Source organism: Streptomyces sp. DSM 40750 (assembly GCF_024612035.1).
GTDB lineage: Bacteria > Actinomycetota > Actinomycetes > Streptomycetales > Streptomycetaceae > Streptomyces.
This window is the reverse complement of record NZ_CP102513.1, coordinates 3295139-3316977: the sequence shown is the minus strand read 5'-3', so window position 1 is coordinate 3316977 and position 21839 is coordinate 3295139. Positions and strand designations below refer to the sequence as shown.

Genomic DNA, 21839 nt, shown 5'->3' with positions numbered 1-21839 from the left:
CTGAAAGACCCGGGGGCACCCCATGCTCAAGGGGCGGGTGCGGGGAACTGCGCGAGCAACCACACAGGACCCGCACCCGCACCCGCCCCACAACCGAACCCACCTTCCGTGTCCAGCAGCCGCCAGGCGATTTCCGGGCATGCGCCGGGGGTGGTGACGACGAGGCCGGGGGTGTGACGCGTGGCTACGCGTACCGCTCCAACACCCCGCCCACATACGCCTCCAGTCGCGCCCCCAGCACCTCCGGCGTCAGATCCGTCCGCCCCAGCTCCCGCCAGGGCACCGCGACCTTCTCCGCGTCGGGCGCGTAGGCGAGCGCGTCCAGCAGCCGCCAGTACAAGTGGTCCTGATGCCGGGCCAGTTCGCGCCCACCTCGCGCCTCGTACCGCTCACGGAACCCGAACCCGTACTCCGCCCCGTACAGCAGCGCCAGCGCGGTCGAGCTGGGGGCACCTCCCACGCCCTTAAGGCAGTGGGGGAGCGCGACATCGAGGTCCGCCGGCCCCCACGAGGTCTCCACCCAGTCCACGACCCCGCTGATCCGCAGACCCTCACCCGAGCCCGAGCCCTTACCCGAGCCCGCGCCCCCGTCCGAGCCCGCGCCCCCGTCCGAGCCCGCGCCCGTGTCCGCGCCCGTGTCCGCGCCCGTGAACAGGACGTTCCCCGGATGGAAGTCCCGGTGCAGGAAACACCCTTCGTACGCCGGCGCCTCCCGCCGGATCGCATCCACGGCCCGCTCCCACAACGGGCCCCCGGGCGTACTGGCCCGCTCCGGCGAGGTCCAGGGGCCTGATACGTACGAGGCCGCTCCTTCCCGCCCGGTACGACCGCGTGGATCCGGGCGAGCTGCCCGGCCAGCAGGTCCAGCCGAGCGTCCACGTCCGCGTCCTCCGCCACCCGCACCGATCCCGGCAGCAGGGACATCAACAGCGAGGGATGGTCGGTGAGTTCGGCGGTCGGGTCGACGGCGTGCAGACGCGCTGCGGGGATGTCGTCGTACGACGCGAGCAGCGTGAGGATCGTGGCTTCCCGGTTCAACAGGCCGGGAGCGTGCAGCCGGAAGAACGGTTTCACGAACGACCGCAGGACGAGTCCCGTCCCGTCGTCGAGTGTCAGTCGGCGCATCTCCGAGGTCCAACCGCCGTGCAGAGTCGACCAGTTCAGTACCCTGCGGCCTTCCGGGAGCTGCTTGTCCACCCAGGCCCGGGTTGCCGCCCACTCCTGATCCTCGAATCCCATGCGGCCAGCTTCCCCGATAAATGGGATGCCCGCGCACCCGTCCCACCAGCATCCTGGATACGCGCAGCGGAGTCACCGGGGACCGTGCCCGCGCAGGACGGGCATCACTTTCCGGTCCCGGGGCTACTCTTCTACGCACCGACGGACGGTCGCCCTCACCCCAGCGCCCCGTCGGGACAGGCACGCATCCGGTCCAGACACAGTCATCACCCACGCCACGCCCCAAGGAGTCCCGTCATGGGCACCTTGATCCTCTCGGCGACCGCGGTTCTGGTCGTCCTGGGTTTCTCCAACCAAGTCCTCTGGCTCGCCGCAGTCGCCCTGCTCTACCTGTACGTCCGCTACGGCCGCACGGGGGGAGGCTCGGCGGCGTCCTCGTCCGGCTCCCCGTCGGGCGGCGGCTCGGCCCAACCCGCTTCCTACCGCGCGTACCGCGATCGCCGTGACCAGCAGGCGAAGTGGGAGCGCCGCTACCGCCGCGAACGGCCGTTACAGACCCGTCGGCAGGATCGCGACGGGAGCAAGAAGTAGCGGAAGCGCGCGATGCAGCGGAAGCAGACGATGCTGAGGGAGCACACGATGCACACGATGCAGATGACGTAGAGAGCAAGCGGGCAGGGGTGCCCCGGGGCCGGTCACAGCCCCGGGGCACCCCAGATCGGGAACCACCGGCTCAGCTCGGGCTCGATCCGCAGATCGTCCCCGAGCACGGCCCGGATCCGCAGCTCCAGCGCGCTGTCACGCCGCAGCCCCGCACCCGGCAGCGGCGCGAAGGGATAGAACGTCCCGCGCTTGTAGAGATAGACGAGCCCCAGCCGACCGCCGACACCCTCTCCCTCTCTGTCTCCGCCCGCGTCTCCCCGGAAGCCGACCACCGAGCACAGCAGCTGCGGCCCGAACCCGTCGCTCTCCAAGGCGCTGTTGACCGCGTGCAGATCGCTGACCAGCGCGGGCAGGTCCCGCGGATCCCGCCGGGAGACCAGCCACGAATAGCCGTACTCGTCCCGCTCGATCTCGACGGGCGGTCCGGTCCGCCCAGCGTCCGCGTCGAGCAGGGCGCGTACCTCCCGTCGTACGTCGTCGAAGGCCGCGCCCTCGACGGTCGCGAAGCACACCGCGCCCGTGCCGGTCGGGATCAGGGAGACGGCAGCCTCCAGCGTGACCGCGGCCGAGGGCAGGGCGAAGAGCTGGTCGAGGTCGGGTGCGACCGGCTTCGTACGGCCGAGGATGATGTCCAGGAGCCCCATGTCCGCTCAGCCCGCCTTCCCGGATCCCGGTGCGGAGGCCTCACCCAGCTCCGCCGAGATACGGCCCAGTTGGTCGAGCCGCTGCTCCAGCGGCGGATGGGTGGCGAAGAAGCGGGACAGATACGGCCGACCGCCGAGCGCCGGGGTGAAATAGAAGGCGTTGAAGGCCTGCGAGGCCCGCAGGTCCCGGGTCGGGATACGCGCGATGTCCCCGGTGACCTTGGTGAGGGCGGAGGCGAGCGCCGAGGGCCGCCCGGTGAGCAGGGCGCCCGCCCGGTCCGCGGCCAGCTCCCGATACCGGGACAGCACCCGGATCAGCAGGAAGCTCAGCACGTACACGGCGGCGGAGACGCCCATGATCACACTGAAGACGACGGCGGTGTTCTGGTCCCGCCGCCCGCCGAACATGTGCGAGTAGAACGCGAACCGTACGACGAGCCCGGCGATCACCCCGAGGAACGAGGCGACCGTCATGACGGCGACATCGCGGTGCGCCACATGAGACAGCTCGTGGGCGAGCACACCCTCCAGCTCGTCCGGCTCCAGCCGCCTCAGCAGCCCGGTCGTCACGCACACCACCGCGTGATCGGCGTTCCGCCCGGTCGCGAAGGCGTTCGGCATCTCCATGTCCGCCACCGCGACCCGTGGCTTCGGCATGTCCGCGACCGCGCACAGCCGGTCCACGACCCCGTGCAGTCGCGGATACTCCTCGCGCTCCACCAGACGCCCACGCATGGCGTACAGGGCGACCCGGTCGGAGAACCAGTACTGCGCGCCCAGCAGCCCCGCCGCGAGCACCACGACCAGCACCCAGGACTTCAGCAGCGCGATCAGCACGGCCACGAACAGCACATACAACAACCCGAGCAGAAACAGCGTGACTGTCATCCGCACGGTCAGCCGGGGATCGCTCCGGAACCGGTTCGACATCCGTACCACCCCGCACTCAGGCAGGCACCCGTCCCGCCTTCCATTGTGCGCCCGGGCAACGGCATGGGGCCGTCAGTACGACGACCGATAGTTGATGTACCCGATCAGCAGGATCAGCCCCGCCACACAGCCGAAGACGATCACCGTCGACACCCACGACGACCGGCGCGGCGCGACCGGGCCGGGATCGGCGCGGAAGGGCTGGGGCGAGGGCGGGTTCTCCTTCCAGCGCGCGGCCAGCATCCGGGCCCGCGCGGAGGGCTCCTTGTGCTCGGCGTTGTCCGCCCACTTGATGTCGAACTCGCGCTCGTTGTCGTCCTGTTCGGGCATCCCCGTGTCTCCCCGTCATCTCTCTCGAACAGTCGTGCCAGAACCATACGACGACGCCCCCGTCCCGAGAAACGGGAACGGGGGCGCCGGCGAACGGCTCAGCGGCCGATCAACACCTCACGCGTGGAGCGCGGGCTCGATCACACGTCGAAGTACAGCTCGAACTCGTGCGGGTGCGGACGCAGCTGCAGCGGGGCGATCTCGTTGGTGCGCTTGTAGTCGATCCACGTCTCGATCAGGTCCGGCGTGAAGACGTCGCCCTGGAGGAGGAACTCGTGGTCGCGCTCGAGCGAGTCGAGGACGGCCGGGAGGGAGGTCGGGACCTGCGGGACGCCCGCGTGCTCCTCGGGGGCGAGCTCGTAGAGGTCCTTGTCGATCGGCTCGGCCGGCTCGATCTTGTTCTTGATGCCGTCGAGGCCCGCGAGCAGCAGGGCCGAGAAGGCCAGGTACGGGTTGCCGGAGGAGTCGGGCGCACGGAACTCGACGCGCTTGGCCTTCGGGTTCGAACCGGTGATCGGGATACGCATGGCGGCGGAGCGGTTGCGCTGCGAGTACACCAGGTTCACCGGAGCCTCGAAGCCCGGGACCAGACGGTGGTACGAGTTCACCGTCGGGTTGGTGAAGGCCAGCAGCGACGGGGCGTGCTTGAGGATGCCGCCGATGTAGTAGCGGGCGGTGTCCGACAGGCCCGCGTAACCGGCCTCGTCGTAGAAGAGCGGGGTGCCGCCCGTCCACAGGGACTGGTGGACGTGCATGCCCGAGCCGTTGTCACCGAAGATCGGCTTCGGCATGAAGGTCGCGGTCTTGCCGTTGCGCCAGGCCACGTTCTTCACGATGTACTTGAAGAGCTGGAGGTCGTCGGCCGCGGCGAGCAGCGTGTTGAACTTGTAGTTGATCTCGGCCTGGCCGGCGGTGCCCACCTCGTGGTGCTGGCGCTCGACCTGGAGGCCGGAGGCGGCCAGCTCCAGGGAGATCTCGGCACGCAGGTCGGCGAAGTGGTCGACCGGCGGGGCCGGGAAGTAACCGCCCTTGTAACGGACCTTGTAACCGCGGTTGTCCTCCAGCGCGCCCGTGTTCCAGGCACCCGCCTCCGAGTCGATGTGGTAGTACGCCTCGTTCTCGGCGGTCTTGAAGCGCACGCTGTCGAAGACGTAGAACTCGGCCTCGGGGCCGAAGTACGCGGTGTCGGCGATACCGGTGGAGGCGAGGTAGGCCTCGGCCTTCTTCGCCACGTTCCGCGGGTCACGGGAGTACTGCTCGCCCGTGATCGGGTCGTGGATGAAGAAGTTGACATTGACCGTCTTGTCACGGCGGAACGGGTCGACGCGCGCGGTGGACAGGTCGGCGCGGAGCGCCATGTCGGACTCGTGGATGGCCTGGAAGCCGCGGATCGAGGAACCGTCGAAGGCCAGCTCCTCGGCCGGGTCGAAGGCCTCGGCCGGGATCGTGAAGTGCTGCATCACACCCGGCAGGTCGCAGAAGCGGACGTCGACGAACTTGACGTCCTCGTCCGCGATGAACTTCTTGGCCTCGTCGGCGTTCTGGAACATCCAGCTCCTCCTACTCCCGACCGTCCCGCCGGGGTGGTAGTTCGTTCGTGCTGCCAGTGCGGTGGCACACGCTGTCGTCGACACTAGGTACGCGTGATTTCTCATACGTGACCCATTTGTTTCGCACAAGTTAACCGGACATCCCGCCCCGCACCCCACCTGTCCGTATGGCAGAACGGTCGCAGTACGGTGGGCGCGTGGACAAGAGGCAAGCAATCGGATCGTGGCTCTCCGGCCCCCGCGCGGCCGCGGAGGAAGCCGGAGTCGACTTCGGATACAGGGGAGAGCAGCTCGGTCTGCCGGAGGAGGGACCGGGCTCCCTCGCCCGTCCCGGACGGCGCCTCGGCGCCCTCGCCGTCGACTGGGGTGTCTGCCTCTTGATCGCATACGGCCTGATCACCGACGGCTACGACCAGGTCACCAGCAACTGGGCCCTGCTCATCTTCTTCCTGCTCCACGTCCTCACCCTCGGCACGGCCGGCTTCACCCCGGGTAAGCGCCTCTTCGGCCTCCGCGTCGTCGCCCAGGACACCGGCGCGGTGAACCCCTGGCGCGCAGCCGTCCGCACGGTCCTGCTGTGCCTGGCCATCCCCGCCCTGGTCTGGGACCGCGACGGCCGGGGCCTGCACGACCGGCTGGCGCGCACGGTGGAAGTCCGCATCTGACGGCGGTACGGCCGCTGGTACGACGAAGGGGGCGCCCGGTGTGATCCGGGCGCCCCCTTCGTCGTACGAGTCGTCGTACGAGCAGGGAGTTCAGCGGGCCTTCGGGCCGCCCCTCGGCATGCGCATGCCCTTGGGCATCGGGCCCTTGGGGAGCGGCATGTTGCTCATCAGGTCGCCCATCGCGCGGAGCCGGTCGTTGGTGGCGGTCACCTGGGGGCCGGAGAGGACACGCGGCAGCTTGAGCATCGTCGTGCGGAGCTTCTTCAGCTCGATCTGGCCCTCGCCGGTGCCCACGAGCAGGTCGTGCACCGGCACGTCCGCCACGATGCGGGCCATCTTCCGCTTCTCGGCGGCCAGCAGGCTCTTCACACGGTTCGGGTTGCCCTCGGCGACCAGGACGATGCCGGCCTTGCCGACGGCCCGGTGCACCACGTCCTGGCTGCGGTTCATCGCCACCGCGGGCGTCGTGGTCCAGCCACGGCCCACGTTGTCCAGCACCGCCGCGGCGGCGCCCGGCTGGCCCTCCATCTGCCCGAACGCGGCCCGCTCGGCTCGCCGTCCGAAGACGATCGCCGTCGCGAGGAAGGCGAGCAGGAGGCCGAGAATGCCCAGATAGATGGGGTAACCGATCAAGAAACCGATCGCGAGGAAGACACCGAAGGTGATGATTCCGACAGCCGCGAGTACAAGACCGATCTTCTTGTCGGCCCTGCGGGTCATCTTGTACGTAAGAGCGATCTGCTTGAGTCGCCCGGGGTTCGCAGCGTCCGCTGCGGTTTCCTTCCTCGCCATGGCACGAAGTCTACGTGTCCGGGGAAGCGAGGACGACGGCGGTGCCGGTGGGGACCGGAGACCGGCGGCAGCGCTGGGGAAGCGGCGCCGGGCGGCGGCGGTGCCGGCGTGGAGCGGCGGTGGTTACGACGTACGGGAAGCGACGGCCTCTTCGAGGACGCGCTCGGTCTCGACACGGTCCTTGGCGCGGCGGCGGTCCTCCAGGACGGAGGTCCAGGCGTTGCGACGGGCGGTGCGCTGACCGCTGCTCATGAGCAGGGACTCGACGGCACGGAGTGCATCGGTGAACGACGGGATCGCTGTGGCGCGGACGGGCGCGGCCTGCATGATGAGGTCCCCCTCGGGATGGGTGCTCTGGCTAGGACCCTGTACCGGGTGTGAAACCAGGGTCACTGATTGGTGTTACCAGGGCGTGACCGACCGGTCAAACGCCAATGAAGCCTTGATGCGAGGCCCTTAAACCCCGACGCGGCCCTGACAGCGCCCCCATCTGCGGGGACGGTCAGGACCGCGGCCGATCGGCCATTACCGGCAAGTAGCTTCTTGTGCCCAGATTCACACGGTCGGGTGGCACTCCGTGCCATATGGCGGAGAGTCAGACAGCCTGCGAGGCGACGTACGAACCACGCTTCTCGATGGCCATCTGGTACAGCCGGCCGGCCCGGTACGAGGAGCGGACGAGCGGGCCGGACATCACGCCGGAGAAGCCGATCTCGTCGGCCTCCTGCTTCAGTTCGACGAACTCCTGCGGCTTGACCCAGCGCTCCACGGGGTGGTGGCGGACGCTCGGGCGCAGGTACTGGGTGATGGTGACCAGCTCGCAGCCTGCGTCGTGCAGCTGCCGCAGCGCCTCGCTGACCTCCTCGCGGGTCTCGCCCATGCCGAGGATGAGGTTCGACTTCGTGACCAGACCGTAGTCGCGGGCGTCGGTGATGACCTTCAGGGAGCGCTCGTAGCGGAAGCCGGGGCGGATGCGCTTGAAGATCCGGGGGACCGTCTCGACGTTGTGCGCGAAGACCTCGGGGCGGGAGGCGAAGACCTCCTGAAGCAGCTCGGGGACCGCGTTGAAGTCGGGCGCGAGGAGCTCGACCTTGGTCTGGCCGGCCTCGCGCCGAGCCGTCTGCTCGTGGATCTGCCGGACCGTCTCGGCGTACAGCCAGGCACCGCCGTCGGGGAGGTCGTCACGGGCGACGCCGGTGATGGTGGCGTAGTTCAGGTCCATGGTGACCACGGACTCGCCGACGCGGCGGGGCTCGTCGCGGTCCAGCGCCTCGGGCTTGCCGGTGTCGATCTGGCAGAAGTCGCAGCGGCGGGTGCACTGGTCGCCGCCGATGAGGAACGTGGCCTCGCGGTCTTCCCAGCACTCGTAGATGTTGGGGCAGCCCGCCTCCTGGCAGACCGTGTGCAGGCCCTCGCTCTTCACGAGGCTCTGCATCTTCGTGTACTCGGGGCCCATTTTCGCCCGGGTCTTGATCCACTCGGGCTTGCGCTCGATGGGGGTCTGGCTGTTCCGGACCTCCAGGCGCAGCATCTTGCGTCCGTCGGGTGCGACTGCGGACACATCGGCTCCCTGTGCTTCGATTCTTCGGCGTACACCAGGGTACGCCCGTGCGGTTCTCGGTCTCCGGGGTGGGCAACCTTCGGCATCGGGGTGGCATTCCCCTGCGGGGCGCGGGAGAGCTCGGGGGTCGGGTGCGATGGCGGGTGCGGGTCGGTGGGGCTTCTCGCGCAGTTCCCCGCGCCCCTGAAGAGCATTGGGCTGCGCCCCGTGCGTTTCAGGCCCGCAGGGCCTGATCTTTCAGGGGCGCGGAGAACTGCGCGAGTGACCACGAACCACCCGCACTCGCCGACGCACCCGAACTCCCACCCCTGCCGCGAACTACGCCGACGCCCGTTCCACCACCCGCGGCTTCAGTTCCGCGTCCTCCAGCACATCCCGCAGATGCCGCTCGACGACCGGCAGGACCTCCGCGATGTCGATGTCACGGCCCAGCTCATTCGCCAGGGAGGCGACGCCGGCGTCACGGATGCCGCAGGGGATGATCCGGTCGAACCACTTGTTGTCCGGGTTCACGTTGAGCGCGAAGCCGTGCATGGTGACGCCCTTCGCCACCCGGATCCCGATCGCGGCGACCTTGCGGTCCTCGCGCCGCTGCCCGGCGTTGGAGGGCGCGTACTCCGGCCCGTTCATCCGCGGGTCGAACTCGTCGTCGGCCATCCGGGGGTCGAGGTCCAGCGAGAGCCCGCCGAGCCGCTGCTCGACCGGGTCGCCGAGCACCCATACGCCACTGCGGCCCTCGACCCGGCTGGTCTCCAGGCCGAACTCCGTGCACGTGCGGATCAGGGCCTCTTCGAGACGCCGCACGTGGGCGACCACGTCGACCGGGCGGGGAAGCTTCTGGATCGGGTAGCCCACCAGCTGGCCGGGGCCGTGCCAGGTGATCTTGCCGCCGCGGTCGACGTCGATGACGGGGGTGCCGTCGAGGGGGCGCTCGTTGTCGGCCGTGCGCCGACCGGCCGTGTAGACCGGCGGGTGCTCCAGGAGCAGCACGGTGTCGGCGATCTCGTCGGCGAAGCGCGCCGCGTGCACCCGGCGCTGCTCGTCCCACGCCTCCTGGTACTCGACGGCCTCCGTGCCGAACCCCATGCGGACGAACCGCAACCCACTCACGGCAAGCGCCTCCCTCGGCGGTACGCCGGGCGGCGGTACCGCGATAGCTCTGTCAGGCGCCTGACGCGCCCAAGCCACTGTACGACCGTACGACCGGGCGGCGTTCGAGCGGTGTCCGGACCCCCGTCCGGCACCTGGGTCCGGCGTCCGGCGTACGCCGCGACCGCCGGGCGTACGAGGGGTCCAGCCGGCGCACGTCGGAGGCCGACCCCGTCAGCCGTGCAATGAATCCTCACACGATCGGATGAATGGATGCGGAACTGTGCGATCAGACGCTTACTCTCCGCTACATTCGCGCCGTTCACAAGGCCGCAAAGGCTTCTCACCAGGCAATCCGGGAAACCCCGCCGACACCCGGAAGGCAGGAGACCGCACCGCAGATGACGGAACGACCCGCGCAGCGCACCCCCAACCGCCAGCTCGCCGCCCTCATCGCAGAAGCGGGGTTCTCCAACGCGGGACTTGCGCGCCGAGTGGACCAGCTCGGTCTCGAACACGGCCTCGATCTCAGATACGACAAGACGTCCGTCACCCGCTGGCTGCGCGGTCAGCAGCCCCGGGGGACGACGCCCGCACTCATCGCCGAGGTGTTCACGCGCCGCCTCGGCCGTCGGCTCAGCGCCCAGGACCTCGGACTGGACGCCTGCGCCCCCGTCTACGCGGGCCTGGAGTTCGCCGCGACCCCCGAGGAGGCCATCGACATCGTCGGCGGCCTGTGGCGCAAGGACTCCGGCAGCCACGCCGAACTCCGCAAGATCGCGTTCACTCCGGCCGGGCTGGTCGTGCCCAGCCGCGACTGGCTGATCGGCCGTGCCGACGACCGGGTGGGCCGGGGGGACCCGGGCGCCACCCGGGTCCCCCCGCAGGGCCGCCCGGCCGTCCCCCGGCAGCGCAGCCAGACCGAGCGCGGCCCCGGCCAGAAGGTCACCGGCGGGGACATCGCCGCCCTCCGCTCGGTCGGTGAGCTGTTCCGCGCCCTCGACGACGCGTACGGCGGCGGCCATGCCCGCCAGGCCCTCGTGCGCTACCTCGAACACGAGGCCGAGCCCATGCTGCGCGGCGCCTACGGCGAACAGATCGGCCGACGGCTGTTCGCGGCCGCCGCCGACCTCACCCGGCTGGCCGGCTGGACCTCGTACGACATCGGCGCGCACGGGCTCGCCCAGCGGTACTTCGTGCAGGCGCTCAGGCTGGCGCAGGCGGCGGGGGACCGGGCATACGGGGCGTACGTCCTGGTCACGATGAGCCGGCAGGCGGTGTATCTGGGGCACGGGCGGGAGGCCGTGCAGCTCGCGCGCGTCGCCCAGCAGGGCGTCGGGTCGGCCGTGCCGCCGGTGGTGCAGTCGCTGCTGCACGCCGTCGAAGCGCGCGGGCACGCGGTGCTCGGCGAGGTGCGGGCCTCCACGGCCGCGCTGGTACGGGCCGAGCGCGCCCTGGAGACGGCCCGCCCCGGGGACGAGGTCCCCTACTGGGCGCGGTTCTTCGACGAGGCCCAGCTCGCCGACGAGTTCGGCCACAGCCACCGCGACCTCCAGCAGTACCGGGCCGCGGCCCAGCACGCCGAACGCTCCCTGCAGCTGAGGGCCCCCGCCTACGCCCGCAGCCGCCTCTTCTGCCGGGTCGTCCTCGCCTCCGCCCGCCTCGGCCTCGGCGAACTCGACCAGGCCTGCCAGCTGGGCGCGGAGGCCGCCGGCCAGGCCGCCGAGATGCGGTCCGTACGAGCCGTGGAATACGTCCGCGACTTCGAGCGCCGCCTGGAGCCGTACCGCGACGCGGCGCCGGTGAGGGGGTACCGGGACAAGGTGGCGGCGCTGGGGTAGCGCACGACGTGAGGGGCGCCCGGTGATCCGCCGGGCGCCCCGTCGCCGCTCACGCCGCCGTTTCGAGCGGCTCCTCCAGAGGCGTCGGGCGGGCGTCCAGGTCGGTGAGGACGGCGTGGGCGGCTCGGCGGGCGGAGTGGAGGGCGCCCTGGACGGTACTGGTGTCGCGGTGGTCGCCGCAGACGTAGAGGCCGGCGAGGAGGCGTACGGGGCGTCGTAGGTCGTGGGGCGCGGGCATCGCGGGGACGGCCTCGGGGACGTGGTGCGCGGCGAGGAGTTCCCAGCGGGTGGTGGACGTGCGGTAGAGGCGGGCCAGTTGGGCGCGGACCGTGGCGTCGAGGTGCGCGGGGTCCGGGGGCGTGCCGAGCACCGTGGAGGTGATCAGGGCGCGGCCCGCCGGTGCCCGGCCCGGGTCGACCTGGCTGATGACCGCCGTGTGCGAGACGGGCCCGCTGCGGTCGGAGTCGAGGAGCAGCGCCGGTTCGCTCAACGGCGGCTCGTCCGTGGCGTGGTGCAGGACCGTCACCGGGTGGAACTCCGGCACCCGCAGCCCCGGCAGCAGCTCGGCGGCGGACCGGGCGTCCGTGGCCAGCACCACGGCACGGCAGGTGAGTTCACCGTGGTCCGCCGTCGTCACCGAGGTCGTGCTGATCGCGGTGACCCGTACCCCCGTACGGACCGAGCCCACCGGCAGCGCGGCCGCGAGGAACTCCGGGAGGGCGTCGGCGCCGCCCTCCGGGATGCACAGCCGGCCCGTCGCGAAGGTGTGCAGGGCCAGGTCGGCGCAGCGGCTGGACGTCTGCAGCGCCGGGTCGGAGAGGAGCGCGGCCAGCAGGGGACGCACGAATCCGTCGATCGTCCTGGGCGGGAATCCCCGGGTCGCCAGCGCCTGGGAGATCGGGACCTCCGCACGCGCGAGCAGCCGCTCGGGCGCGGTCGCGGCGAGCCGGGCCAGGGCCATGGCCAGCCGGGACTGGTCGGCGGGGGCGCCCAGGCGGCCGGGGCGGGTGCCCGTGGAACGCCCTTGGGCACGGCCCTGGCTCCGGGGGAGCCTGGGGGCGCTTGCGAGGGCGCGTGCGGCTGTGAGTGCGCCCCTCGCGCTTCGGAGGACAGGGGTGGCGCCGGCGCGGTGATGACGGCCGTCGGCGTGCAGCAGGACGCCGGGGGCGAACGCGCGCAGGGGCAGGCCGGCCAGGGGCGGGGTGCGGCGCAGTTCCGGGTACGACGTGGAGAGCAACGGGGCCGTCCGGTCGAGGCGGAAGCCGTCGATCTTCTCGGAGGACATACGGCCGCCGACGGCGGGTGCGGCCTCCAGGACGGTGGTCGTCAGCCCCGCCCTGCTCAGATGTCCGGCCGCAGCGAGGCCGGCCACGCCGGCTCCTACGACGATGACGTCCACGGTCTCCGTGTCCGCCGGGAACGCCGACTGGTGCACCGACTCAAGCACGTGCCCCTCCCGAGGTCGCGCGGCTGCTGGGGACGTGATGCCCCCCACACCCTTCTGAAATACCTGAGTTCGCGACGAGGGTGAAGGCGGGGGCCCGTCCGCGGGAAGGAGCGTGTGACCTCGCACAGGGGCATGGGCCGGACGTACGTGCGCCCGGCGGTCGGGAGGCGGCCGGGCGAGCCTGGTCGGCGCGGGGTCGAAACCCCCGGTCAGCTCCGGGCGACGGCCGCCCGGATCGCGTCCTCGATCTCCGGGTACGTGAAGGTGAAGCCCGACTCCAGCAGCCGCGTCGGGACGGCCCGGGTGCTGCCGAGGACGTCGTCGGCGACCCCGCCGAGGACGAGCCGGAGCGCGGGGGCGGGCACGGTGAACAGGGTGGGGCGGTGCAGGACCCGGCCCATGGCCGCCGTGATCTCGCGGTTGGTGAGCGGGGCCGGCGCCGTCAGGTTGAACGGGCCGGACAGCGACGGGGTGAGGAGGAGGTGGCGCAGGGCCGCGACCTCGTCGTGGAGGGAGATGAAACTCCAGTACTGGCGGCCGTTTCCCATCCGTCCGCCCAACCCGGCCTTGAACAGCGGGAACAGCGGGCCCCAGGCGCCTCCGCCCCGGGCCACCACCAGCCCCGTACGGGCGAACGCCGTACGGATCCCGGCCTGTTGCGCGGGCTCGGCCGCACCCTCCCACTCCACACACAACGAGGACAGGAACTCCGAGCCCGGCTTCGCCGACTCGTCCACGACCCGGTCGCCCGTGTAGCCGTAGAACCCGATCGCGCTGCCGTTGACGAACACGCTCGGCGGTGTGTCCAGGGAGGCCACGGCCTCCGCGAGCGTCCGCGTGCCGAGCACCCGGCTGCGCCGGATCGTCGCCTTGTACGCCGTCGTCCAGCGCCGGGACGCGACCCCCGCCCCGGCGAGGTTCACCACGGCCGCGCACCCCGCGAGCCCTTCGGTGTCGACCCGCCCCGCGTCCGGATCCCAGCGCACCTCGCCCCGCGCCCGTGGCGCCCGCCGCACGAGCCGGAGCACGTCGTATCCGTCGTCGGAGAGGGAGCGGGCCAGTGCCGAACCGATCAGGCCGGACGCCCCGGCGATCGCGATACGAGAACCGGGCCGGACGGGCGATTCAACGTTCATGTCCCCATCCTGCCGGGTGGACGGCGAAACCGCGGACCCGGGGACGACCTGGGCACGCACGGCCGTCCACGACCACCGAAGACCGCCCGCGACCGCCGTGCCCCCGCCGTACAGTGGCCGTCATGCCGGTTCCACACATACGCGCCGCGACCCCCGACGACGAGGACGCGCTCGGCCGACTCGACCGCGTCACCTGGTCCACGCTGCACTCCGTCCAGGAGCGCCCCCAACAGCCGTACGAGCCCTTCTACAACGAGCGTTACGGCCCCCGGGACCACCTCGTCGCCGAACTCGGCGGCACCGTCGTCGGCTACGTCCGGCTCGCCCGGCCCTCTTCGCTCGCCTGCCACACACACGTCCGCCAGATCCAGGGCCTCGCCGTGGCCGAGGAGGCACGCGGGGCCGGCGTCGCACGCGCCCTGCTGCGGGCCGCACTGGACGAGGCCCGGCACCGCGGCGCCCGCCGCCTCACCCTGCGGGTCCTCGGCCACAACACCCCGGCCAGGAAGCTGTACGAGTCCGAGGGGTTCGTGGTGGAGGGGATCCTGCCGGAGGAGTTCCTGCTGGACGGGGAGTACGTGGACGACGTGCTGATGGGCCGTCCGCTCTAGATCGGAGTGGTCGACGGCCCGGTGTGGCTCACGAGGTCACCAGCTCGCCCGTGTCGACCGCCGCCGTCGCGTTCGCCGCGCGCTCCGCGTCGGAGGCGACCTCGTCCACGGTCAGGACGTAACCCGTCTCCGCGTCCGAGGTGGAGCGGGCGAAGACGACGCCGAAGACCTGGCCGTCGGTGGTGAGGAGGGGGCCGCCGGAGTTGCCGGGGCGGACGGTGGAACGGATGGAGTAGATGTCGCGGGTGACCGAATCGGTGTTGTAGATGTTCCGGCCGGTCGCGTCGATACGGCTGGCGACCGTGGCCGCCTGGAGGTCGAGGCCGCCGTCCTCCGGGTAACCGGCGACGACCGCCGCGTCGCCGCGCTTGGCGCTGTCGTCGAAGCGGAGCAGCGGGGCCTCGAGACCCGGGACGTAGAGGACCGCCACGTCCTTGTCGGGGTCGAAGAGCACCACCCGCGCCTCGTACGCCTTGCCCACGCCGCCCACGCGCACGCTCGGGTCGTCGATGCCCGCCACCACATGCGCGTTGGTCATCACATGCTCGGTGGCGTACACGAAACCGCTGCCCTCGCGGCCCTGGGTGCCCGCGACACCCTCGATCTTGACCGTGCTGCGCTTGGCCGCGCCGGTCGCGGCCGCGGTGACGCTGTCGCCGGAGGGCTTGGCGACCTCGGCCGTCGCCTCGTTCTCGAACGGGTTGAAGACCTGGGGGAAGCCCGCCTCGGTCAGCGCGGAGGTGGCGTTGGAGAACCAGGCCGGGGTGGTCTCCGGCATGGTGTTCTGCACGGCGCCGAGCAGCGCGGAGTTGCGGATCGAGTTGGTCACCACCGCGGACGAGGAGGCCCCGAGGACGCTCGCGGCCACCCAGGCCACGATGAGCACGGCGACCGTGTTGGCCGCCGCCCCGCCGATGCCGTCGGCCACCCGCAGCGGGCTGCGGTCTATCTCCCGGCGCAGCCGCAGCGCCAGCCGGCCCGCCAGTTCGTGCCCGATCACCCCCGGCACCAGCACCGTCAGCACCGCCGTGACCGTCGCCGCCGGGGTACCCGCCTCCACCAGTTCCATCATCCACGGCAGGATCCAGACGCCTATCGCCGCGCCGCCCACGAAACCGGCCAGGGACACACATCCCGCGACCAGGCCGCGACGGTACCCGGACGCCGCGTAGGCCAGGATCACCAGTAACAGCAGGATGTCGAGCACGTCCACTCCAGCCGCCTTTCACTCGGGACCCTGTAGTACGCGTGGGGCGGGCCCAGTGATCAGTTACGCCCGTACCGCGCCCCGGCGGTCCGCGTGAACCGGCCACCAGCGCGCCCCATCTGCCTGGAACCGTAAAAACGTCCCGGACCGGGACGTTGGTTCCATCCGCTTCCACCGGGTGGCACACCCCACATCGCGGGCGGCGCGCACCTGGGTGACGCTGAGGACATGCGTGCGTTCCGGATGCCGCGCGGGGTCCGTGTACGGCGGCTGCCACGCGTGTGGCGCCGCCGTACACGGACCCCGCGCGGCCCGGACCCGGTCCGGGAGCGCATACGCCGGGCCCGCGACCGCGTACGCCTGACCCGGGAGCGCGCGAATCCGCCGCGTCCCGTCCTCCTGGCGCTGGCCTGTCTGCCCGGGCTGGCGGCCGTCCTCGCGCTGGTGATGTGCGCGATCGGCGTGGACCGTACGGGGCACCGCTCGGGCGGACCGGTCGCCGCCCGCCCCGCGCATCCGTACCAGGCGCCCAGACCGCCCATCGTGCCGAGGGCCCGCTGGCTGGAGGAGGACGCGCGCGGCCGGCCGCCGGCCCGCTACGACGACAAGGTGGCCGCCGTCTTCATCCACCACACGGACTCGCCGAACGGCTACGACTGCGCCGACTCTCCCCGCATCATCCGCTACCTGTACGCGGGCCAGACCGGTGCCAAGAACTGGGACGACATCGGCTACAACTTCCTCGTCGACCGCTGCGGCACCATCTACGAGGGCCGCGCGGGCGGTGTCGACCGCCCCGTCACCGGCGCCCACACCCAGGGCTTCAACCACCGCACGGCGGGCATCGCCGCCCTCGGCACCTTCACCGCCGGTGTCGCCGTCCCGCAGGCCATGACCGACGCGATCGCCGCCCTCGCCGCCTGGAAACTCGGCCTCTCCGACACCGACCCCCGCGGCAGCGTCCGGCTCACCTCCAGCAACAGCCTCAGCCGCTACGCCTCCGGCACCACCGCCCTGCTGCCCACCCTCGCGGGCCACAGCGACGGCTACATGACCAGTTGCCCGGGCGCGGCCCTCGCCGAACGCCTGCCCGCGATCAGAGAGCTGGCGGGACGTCTCCAGGGCCGGCGTTGAGACGGATCTCATGAGCTTCACAGACAGTGCGACGGGGTCTCACAGACTTCTCCCAGATCCGCGCCCTAACTTCGTCGTGTCACGCCGACCGGAGGTGGGGAAAATGATCAGCAGCCGTACGAAGAACACGTCCCGCAACCCGAAGAAGTCCTGGTCCTCGGTCCTGCGGAGCCCCTGGACGGTGGCCTGCGCGACCGCCGTGGTCGTGCTCGGCCCGTCCGCCGTCACCGCGTCCGCCCTGGAGCGCGCCAACTCCGCGCCGCTGCACGGCGCCACGGCCCCCGAACACCCGGCCCCGGGCAAGGAACGACGCCACCACGCCCAGCCGTACACCGCCGAGCAGTACGCGTACCTGCCGCGCACGACGAGCCGGGGCCTGCGCGCCTGAACCGGCCCGGAGCGAGGACTCGAACGGCCCTGAACGCCCTTGGAACTAGGACCTGAAGCGTTCCCAGAGCTTCGGATAGCGTTCCGCGAGCGCGGACTCGTTCTCGAAGTCGAGCGGGGTGCCCTCGGGTTCGCCGGGCGCGGGCGGGATGCCGAGGTCCGGGGCGACCACGCCGGTGAGCTGCTCGTACGCCTCGTCCGCGGCGTAGCCCAACTCCTCGCCGTCCCCGTCGATCTCCTCGTCGAAGTCGTCCAGCAGATCGGCGAGCGAGTCGGGGTCGTGCACCGCGCCCTCGAAGACCTCCCGGCCCTGCCCGATCAGCCAGCACCGGAAGTAGTCGAACGCGTCGTCACTGGCACCGTCGAGGAGGACCCACGCGGCGCCCCACAGATCCCAGGTGTACGCGCGGTTGTAACGGGACTCGAAGTGCCGGGCGAAGTCCAGCACCGCCTCCGGGTCCAGTCGGCCGAGCCGTTCCACGAGCAGGTCGGCATGATCCTCGGGATCGCCCTCGGCGTCATCCCGAGCGGTGTCCACCAACTCCCAGAACTCCGTCTCGTCCATCACGGGTCCAGCATCGTGCCTGGGCGGGTGGGACGCACGTGGAGGATGGTGGATTGTTATGTCCGGTACGGGGTCCGGGGGAGCCTTACCGGGCCTTATCGCGCCTTATCGCCTCCTGCCGCGCCTCGTACAGCCCGGCGAGCCGGCGCGCCTCGCTCGCGAAGCGTGCCCGCAGGCCCTCGGGTGCCAACACCTCGGCCTCCGCCCCCAGTGCCGTGAGCTGGGTGTGCGCCACCTCCTCCGACTCGACGCGGAGCGTGACCGTCAGCCGGCCGTGTTCGTCCGGGGCGTCGGCCGCGGCCAGCGCGTCCCGCGCCGGGACGGGGTCGACGACGTACGGCAGCCTCCGCACGCCCTCCGCCGAGAGCCGTACGACGACCTCGGCGTGCAGGATCGACCGGGCGAAACGTTCTGTCTGCTCGTCCCAGTAGGCCGGCAGGTCGAACTCCTCGTCGCGGGTGAAGCGGGTGCCGTCGGCGTCGACGGTGGTGAAGCGGTCGATGCGGTACGTGCGGTAGGAGCCGGTGGTTCCGTCGGCCGGGACGCGGGCGCACAGGTACCAGACGCCGGCCTTGAGCACGAGACCGTACGGCTCCAGCTCCCGCTCGACCTCGGTGTCGCCCCTGCGGTAGCGCGCGACGATCCGGCGGTCGTCCCACACCGCGTCGGCCACGGCGGGCAGCAGTTCGGGGGTCTTCGGCTCCTTGAACCAGCTCGGCGCGTCGAGGTGGAACCGTTGGGAGGCCGTACGGGAGGCGTCGCGGAGGGAGGGCAGCAGGGCGGCCGAGACCTTCAGCCGGGCGGCGGAGGCAGCGTCCTCCAGCCCCATCTCCCGCAGGGCTCCCGGCACACCGCTGAGGAACAGCGCCTCGGCCTCGGTGCGGGCCAGCCCGGTCAGCCGTGTCCGATACCCGCCGATCAGCCGGTAACCACCGGCCCGCCCCCGGTCCGCGTACACCGGCACGCCCGCCTCCGACAGCGCCTGGGCGTCCCGCGTCACCGTCCGCTCCGACACCTCCAGCTCCCGGGCCAGTTCGGCGGCGGTCATGGAGGGCCGGGACTGGAGAAGCAGCACCATCTTGATCAGCCGGGCAGCACGCATGCGTTCATGATGCCGGGGCTGTGTGACGGGGAGGGGTTCGCCCCCGCCGCCCCTTCGACCCCGCACGCGATAGAGCTCGGGAGGCGGAGGTTCGTTGGCGGGTGCGGGTGGTGTGTGGTTGCTCGCGCAGTTCCCCGCGCCCCTGAAAGACCCCGGGCGCGACCCATGCCGTCAAGGGGCGCGGGGAACTGCGCGACCAGCCCCCACCACCCGCAGCCGAACAACCACCTGGAGGGACACGTGGGGGCGGCGGGGGCGAGGAAAAGCCCCCGTCACCCCGCCGGAGTCACAGCCCGTACCGCTCCCGGGCCTCCTTCACCGCCGTCGCCTTGACCTCGCCGCGGCGGGCGAGCTGGGCGAGGGCGGCCACGACGATCGACTGGGCGTCCACGCCGAAGTGACGGCGGGCCGCCTCGCGGGTGTCGGAGAGGCCGAAGCCGTCCGCACCGAGCGAGGAGTAGTCCTGCTCGACCCACTGGGCGATCTGGTCGGGAACCTGGCGCATGTAGTCGGAGACCGCCAGCACCGGTCCTTCGGCACCTTGCAGGGCCTGGCGGACGTACGGCACCCGCTCCTCGCCGCGCAGCAGCGCCGCGTCCGCGTCCAGGGCGTCCCGGCGCAGCTCGCTCCAGGAGGTCGCGGACCAGACGTCGGCCGCCACGCCCCACTCCTCGGTGAGGAGCTTCTGCGCCTGAAGGGCCCAGTGGATCGCCGTACCGGAGCCGAGCAGCTGGATGCGCGGGGCGTTCGCCACCGGGGACAGCCCCGCCGACTCGGCCGTGTTGAAGCGGTACAGGCCCTTGACGATGCCCTCGTCGATGCCCAGGCCGGACGGCTTGGCGGGCTGCGGCAGGGGCTCGTTGTAGACGGTCAGGTAGTAGAAGACGTTCGGGTCCTCGCCGGGCGCGGCCTCGCCGTACATCCGGCGCAGACCGTCCTTGACGATCGCCGCGACCTCGTACGCGAACGCCGGGTCGTACGTCATCGCCGCCGGGTTCGTCGCCGCGATCACCGGGGAGTGGCCGTCGGCGTGCTGGAGGCCCTCGCCCGTCAGGGTTGTACGGCCGGCCGTCGCACCGACGAGGAAGCCGCGGCCGAGCTGGTCGCCGAGCTGCCACATCTGGTCGGCCGTGCGCTGCCAGCCGAACATCGAGTAGAAGATGTAGAAGGGGATCATCGCTTCGCCGTGCGTGGAGTACGCGGTGGACGCGGCGATGAAGTCCGCCATCGAACCGGCCTCGGTGATCCCCTCGTTGAGGATCTGGCCGTCCTTGGCCTCCTTGTAGTACATCAGCTGGTCACGGTCGACCGGCTCGTACGTCTGGCCCTTGGGCGAGTAGATCCCGAGCGACGGGAAGAGCGACTCCATGCCGAAGGTACGCGCCTCGTCGGGGACGATCGGCACCCAGCGCCTGCCCGTCTCCTTGTCGCGGACCAGGTCCTTGACCAGACGGACGAAGGCCATGGTCGTCGCCACGTTCTGTGAGCCGGAGCCCTTGTCGAAGGCGGCGAAGGTCTTGTCGGCGGCGGCCGGCAGCGGGGCCAGCGCGTGCGTACGGCGGGCCGGGGCCGGGCCGCCGAGCGCGGCGCGGCGCTCCTGGAGGTAGCGGACCTCGGCGGAGTCGGCGCCCGGGTGGCCGTAGGGCACGACCCCGTCGACGAAGTCGCTGTCCTTGATCGGCAGTTCCAGCAGGTCACGCATCGCCTTGAACTCGTCCACCGTCAGTTTCTTCATCTGGTGGTTGGCGTTCTTCGACGCGAAGCCCTCGCCGAGGGTGAAGCCCTTGACGGTCTGGGCCAGGATGACGGTCGGGGCGCCCTTGAACTCGACGGCGGCCTTGTAGGCGGCGTACACCTTGCGCGCCTCGTGACCACCGCGGGAGAGGTGGAAGCACTCCAGGATCTTGTCGTCGCTCAGCAACTTCGCCATCTCGACGAGCGCCGGGTCGGCGCCGAAGAAGTCCTGGCGGATGTAGGCGGCGTCACGGGTCTGGTACGTCTGCACCTGCGCGTCGGGTACCTCGCGCAGCCGGCGTACGAGCGCGCCCGTGGTGTCGAGCTGGAACAGCTCGTCCCAGGCCGAGCCCCACAGCGACTTGATGACGTTCCAGCCGGCGCCGCGGAACTGGGCCTCCAGTTCCTGCACGATCTTGAAGTTGGCGCGGACCGGGCCGTCGAGGCGCTGCAGGTTGCAGTTGATGACGAAGGTGAGGTTGTCGAGACCTTCGCGGGAGGCGAGGGCGAGTGCCGCCGTCGACTCCGGCTCGTCCATCTCGCCGTCGCCGAGGAACGCCCAGACGTGGGAGTTCGAGACGTCCTTGATGCCGCGGCTGGTGAGATAGCGGTTGAAGCGCGCCTGATAGATCGCCGACAGCGGGCCGAGGCCCATCGACACCGTCGGGAACTCCCACAGCCAGGGCAGGCGGCGCGGGTGCGGGTACGACGGGAGGCCGTTGCCGGCCGCCTCGCGGCGGAAGTTGTCGAGGTGGGCCTCGTTCAGGCGGCCGTCGAGGAAGGCGCGGGCGTAGATGCCGGGGGAGGCGTGGCCCTGGATGTAGAGCTGGTCGCCCGAACCGTCGGCTTCCTTGCCCTTGAAGAAGTGGTTGAAGCCCGTCTCGTAGAGCCAGGCGGCGGAGGCGAAGGTGGCGATGTGGCCGCCGACGCCGTATTTGGAGCCGCGGGTGACCATCGCGGCCGCGTTCCAGCGGTTCCACGCGGTGATACGGCGCTCCATCGCCTCGTCACCGGGCACGCCCGGCTCGGCCGCGGTGGGGATGGTGTTGACGTAGTCCGTCTCGAGCAGCTTGGGCAGCGCGATGCCGTTGCCCTCCGCGCGCTCCAGGGTGCGGCGCATCAGGTACGCGGCACGGTGCGGCCCGGCCGCCTTGGTGACGGCGTCCAGCGAGGCCTGCCATTCGGCGGTCTCCTCCGGATCCCGGTCGGGGAGCTGGTCGAGCGCGCTCGGCTGGATGGCGTTGGGGTCGCTCATTGCGCCGCCTTCCTCAG

General features: G+C 71.3%; 20 protein-coding genes and 1 pseudogene. 6 read left to right on the top strand and 15 right to left on the bottom strand.

The annotated features are described in order from the left end of the window. Positions 1–184: 184 nt before the first annotated feature. Positions 185–1239 (bottom strand): annotated as a pseudogene (locus JIX55_RS14800) (phosphotransferase family protein). Positions 1240–1476: 237 nt separating this feature from the next. Between JIX55_RS14800 and JIX55_RS14795 the strand changes: the two are divergent. After that, positions 1477–1770, top strand: a complete 294-nt coding sequence (locus JIX55_RS14795; protein WP_257563777.1) for a hypothetical protein — start codon at positions 1477–1479, stop codon at positions 1768–1770. Positions 1771–1874: 104 nt separating this feature from the next. Here the strand turns inward: JIX55_RS14795 and pspAB are convergent, their stop codons facing one another. From pspAB to glnA, 4 genes are all read right to left on the bottom strand, one after another. Then, the gene (pspAB, locus tag JIX55_RS14790; RefSeq protein ID WP_257563776.1) at positions 1875–2486 is read right to left on the bottom strand and encodes a PspA-associated protein PspAB; all 612 of its coding nucleotides are present in this window, start codon (positions 2484–2486) and stop codon (positions 1875–1877) included. A 6-nt stretch (positions 2487–2492) separates the two neighbouring features. After that, positions 2493–3416 (bottom strand): zinc metalloprotease HtpX, encoded by a 924-nt coding sequence (gene htpX / locus JIX55_RS14785; protein ID WP_257563775.1) that lies wholly within the window; start codon positions 3414–3416, stop codon positions 2493–2495. A gap of 72 nt (positions 3417–3488) precedes the next feature. Beyond that, entirely contained in the window at positions 3489–3746 is a 258-nt protein-coding gene (locus JIX55_RS14780; protein ID WP_257563774.1) for an SCO2583/SCO2584 N-terminal domain-containing protein, read from the bottom strand. A gap of 140 nt (positions 3747–3886) precedes the next feature. After that, the gene (gene glnA, locus JIX55_RS14775) at positions 3887–5296 is read right to left on the bottom strand and encodes a type I glutamate--ammonia ligase (protein WP_257563773.1); all 1410 of its coding nucleotides are present in this window, start codon (positions 5294–5296) and stop codon (positions 3887–3889) included. Positions 5297–5493: 197 nt separating this feature from the next. Here glnA and JIX55_RS14770 point away from each other — a divergent pair, with 197 nt between their 5' ends. Then, a complete protein-coding gene (locus JIX55_RS14770; protein WP_257563772.1) occupies positions 5494–5961 on the top strand; it encodes an RDD family protein in 468 nt (155 codons plus the stop codon). 90 nt (positions 5962–6051) lie between these two features. On the opposite strand, the gene JIX55_RS14765 is transcribed toward JIX55_RS14770, so the two are convergent. The 4 genes from JIX55_RS14765 to lipB all read right to left on the bottom strand — a co-directional run bounded on the left by JIX55_RS14765 (position 6052) and on the right by lipB (position 9424). Continuing rightward, entirely contained in the window at positions 6052–6753 is a 702-nt protein-coding gene (locus JIX55_RS14765; RefSeq protein WP_257563771.1) for a DUF4191 domain-containing protein, read from the bottom strand. A 123-nt stretch (positions 6754–6876) separates the two neighbouring features. Beyond that, entirely contained in the window at positions 6877–7080 is a 204-nt protein-coding gene (locus JIX55_RS14760; RefSeq protein WP_257546263.1) for an SCO2195 family GlnR-regulated protein, read from the bottom strand. Between the two features lie 268 nt (positions 7081–7348). Next, the gene (gene lipA, locus JIX55_RS14755; RefSeq protein WP_257563770.1) at positions 7349–8314 is read right to left on the bottom strand and encodes a lipoyl synthase; all 966 of its coding nucleotides are present in this window, start codon (positions 8312–8314) and stop codon (positions 7349–7351) included. 318 nt (positions 8315–8632) lie between these two features. Beyond that, the gene (gene lipB, locus JIX55_RS14750) at positions 8633–9424 is read right to left on the bottom strand and encodes a lipoyl(octanoyl) transferase LipB (protein WP_257563769.1); all 792 of its coding nucleotides are present in this window, start codon (positions 9422–9424) and stop codon (positions 8633–8635) included. Between the two features lie 380 nt (positions 9425–9804). On the opposite strand from lipB, the gene JIX55_RS14745 reads away from it, so the two are divergent. After that, positions 9805–11244: a regulator gene (locus JIX55_RS14745; protein WP_257563768.1), complete on the top strand. Its 1440-nt coding sequence runs from the start codon at positions 9805–9807 to the stop codon at positions 11242–11244. Between the two features lie 49 nt (positions 11245–11293). On the opposite strand, the gene JIX55_RS14740 is transcribed toward JIX55_RS14745, so the two are convergent. After that, positions 11294–12691, bottom strand: a complete 1398-nt coding sequence (locus JIX55_RS14740) for an NAD(P)/FAD-dependent oxidoreductase (protein WP_257563767.1) — start codon at positions 12689–12691, stop codon at positions 11294–11296. 209 nt (positions 12692–12900) lie between these two features. Next, positions 12901–13827 (bottom strand): TIGR01777 family oxidoreductase, encoded by a 927-nt coding sequence (locus JIX55_RS14735; protein ID WP_257563766.1) that lies wholly within the window; start codon positions 13825–13827, stop codon positions 12901–12903. Between the two features lie 122 nt (positions 13828–13949). Between JIX55_RS14735 and JIX55_RS14730 the strand changes: the two genes are divergently transcribed. Then, positions 13950–14438, top strand: coding sequence for a GNAT family N-acetyltransferase (locus JIX55_RS14730; protein WP_257563765.1), 489 nt, complete (start codon positions 13950–13952; stop codon positions 14436–14438). A gap of 28 nt (positions 14439–14466) precedes the next feature. Here the strand turns inward: JIX55_RS14730 and JIX55_RS14725 are convergent, their stop codons facing one another. After that, a complete protein-coding gene (locus tag JIX55_RS14725) occupies positions 14467–15651 on the bottom strand; it encodes a MarP family serine protease (protein WP_257563764.1) in 1185 nt (394 codons plus the stop codon). Between the two features lie 441 nt (positions 15652–16092). On the opposite strand from JIX55_RS14725, the gene JIX55_RS14720 reads away from it, so the two are divergent. Together JIX55_RS14720 and JIX55_RS14715 are read left to right on the top strand one after the other, a co-directional pair. Beyond that, a complete protein-coding gene (locus JIX55_RS14720) occupies positions 16093–16779 on the top strand; it encodes a peptidoglycan recognition protein family protein (RefSeq protein ID WP_257569333.1) in 687 nt (228 codons plus the stop codon). A gap of 103 nt (positions 16780–16882) precedes the next feature. Next, positions 16883–17167, top strand: coding sequence for a hypothetical protein (locus JIX55_RS14715; RefSeq protein ID WP_257563763.1), 285 nt, complete (start codon positions 16883–16885; stop codon positions 17165–17167). A 45-nt stretch (positions 17168–17212) separates the two neighbouring features. Here JIX55_RS14715 and JIX55_RS14710 read toward each other — a convergent pair whose 3' ends face one another. The 3 genes from JIX55_RS14710 to aceE form a co-directional block, all read right to left on the bottom strand. Further along, positions 17213–17731 carry a DUF4240 domain-containing protein gene (locus JIX55_RS14710; RefSeq protein WP_257569332.1) on the bottom strand — a complete coding sequence of 173 codons (519 nt, stop codon included), beginning with the start codon at positions 17729–17731 and terminating at the stop codon, positions 17213–17215. An 85-nt stretch (positions 17732–17816) separates the two neighbouring features. Further along, the gene (locus JIX55_RS14705) at positions 17817–18833 is read right to left on the bottom strand and encodes a helix-turn-helix transcriptional regulator (protein WP_257563762.1); all 1017 of its coding nucleotides are present in this window, start codon (positions 18831–18833) and stop codon (positions 17817–17819) included. A gap of 286 nt (positions 18834–19119) precedes the next feature. After that, positions 19120–21822, bottom strand: a complete 2703-nt coding sequence (gene aceE / locus JIX55_RS14700; protein WP_257563761.1) for a pyruvate dehydrogenase (acetyl-transferring), homodimeric type — start codon at positions 21820–21822, stop codon at positions 19120–19122. Positions 21823–21839: the final 17 nt, after the last annotated feature.

Excerpts from the sequence above, each read along its gene's own strand:
- JIX55_RS14795 (WP_257563777.1), top strand. The coding sequence starts at position 1,477 with ATGGGCACCTTGATCCTCTCGGCGACCGCGGTTCTGGTCGTCCTGGGT.
- JIX55_RS14765 (WP_257563771.1), bottom strand. The coding sequence starts at position 6,753 with ATGGCGAGGAAGGAAACCGCAGCGGACGCTGCGAACCCCGGGCGACTC.
- glnA (WP_257563773.1), bottom strand. The coding sequence starts at position 5,296 with ATGTTCCAGAACGCCGACGAGGCCAAGAAGTTCATCGCGGACGAGGAC.
- JIX55_RS14735 (WP_257563766.1), bottom strand. The coding sequence starts at position 13,827 with ATGAACGTTGAATCGCCCGTCCGGCCCGGTTCTCGTATCGCGATCGCC.
- JIX55_RS14710 (WP_257569332.1), bottom strand. The coding sequence starts at position 17,731 with ATGGACGAGACGGAGTTCTGGGAGTTGGTGGACACCGCTCGGGATGAC.
- JIX55_RS14720 (WP_257569333.1), top strand. The coding sequence starts at position 16,093 with ATGTGCGCGATCGGCGTGGACCGTACGGGGCACCGCTCGGGCGGACCG.
- JIX55_RS14715 (WP_257563763.1), top strand. The coding sequence starts at position 16,883 with ATGATCAGCAGCCGTACGAAGAACACGTCCCGCAACCCGAAGAAGTCC.
- JIX55_RS14780 (WP_257563774.1), bottom strand. The coding sequence starts at position 3,746 with ATGCCCGAACAGGACGACAACGAGCGCGAGTTCGACATCAAGTGGGCG.
- pspAB (WP_257563776.1), bottom strand. The coding sequence starts at position 2,486 with ATGGGGCTCCTGGACATCATCCTCGGCCGTACGAAGCCGGTCGCACCC.
- JIX55_RS14760 (WP_257546263.1), bottom strand. The coding sequence starts at position 7,080 with ATGCAGGCCGCGCCCGTCCGCGCCACAGCGATCCCGTCGTTCACCGAT.
- JIX55_RS14745 (WP_257563768.1), top strand. The coding sequence starts at position 9,805 with ATGACGGAACGACCCGCGCAGCGCACCCCCAACCGCCAGCTCGCCGCC.
- htpX (WP_257563775.1), bottom strand. The coding sequence starts at position 3,416 with ATGTCGAACCGGTTCCGGAGCGATCCCCGGCTGACCGTGCGGATGACA.
- JIX55_RS14730 (WP_257563765.1), top strand. The coding sequence starts at position 13,950 with ATGCCGGTTCCACACATACGCGCCGCGACCCCCGACGACGAGGACGCG.
- JIX55_RS14705 (WP_257563762.1), bottom strand. The coding sequence starts at position 18,833 with ATGCGTGCTGCCCGGCTGATCAAGATGGTGCTGCTTCTCCAGTCCCGG.
- aceE (WP_257563761.1), bottom strand. The coding sequence starts at position 21,822 with ATGAGCGACCCCAACGCCATCCAGCCGAGCGCGCTCGACCAGCTCCCC.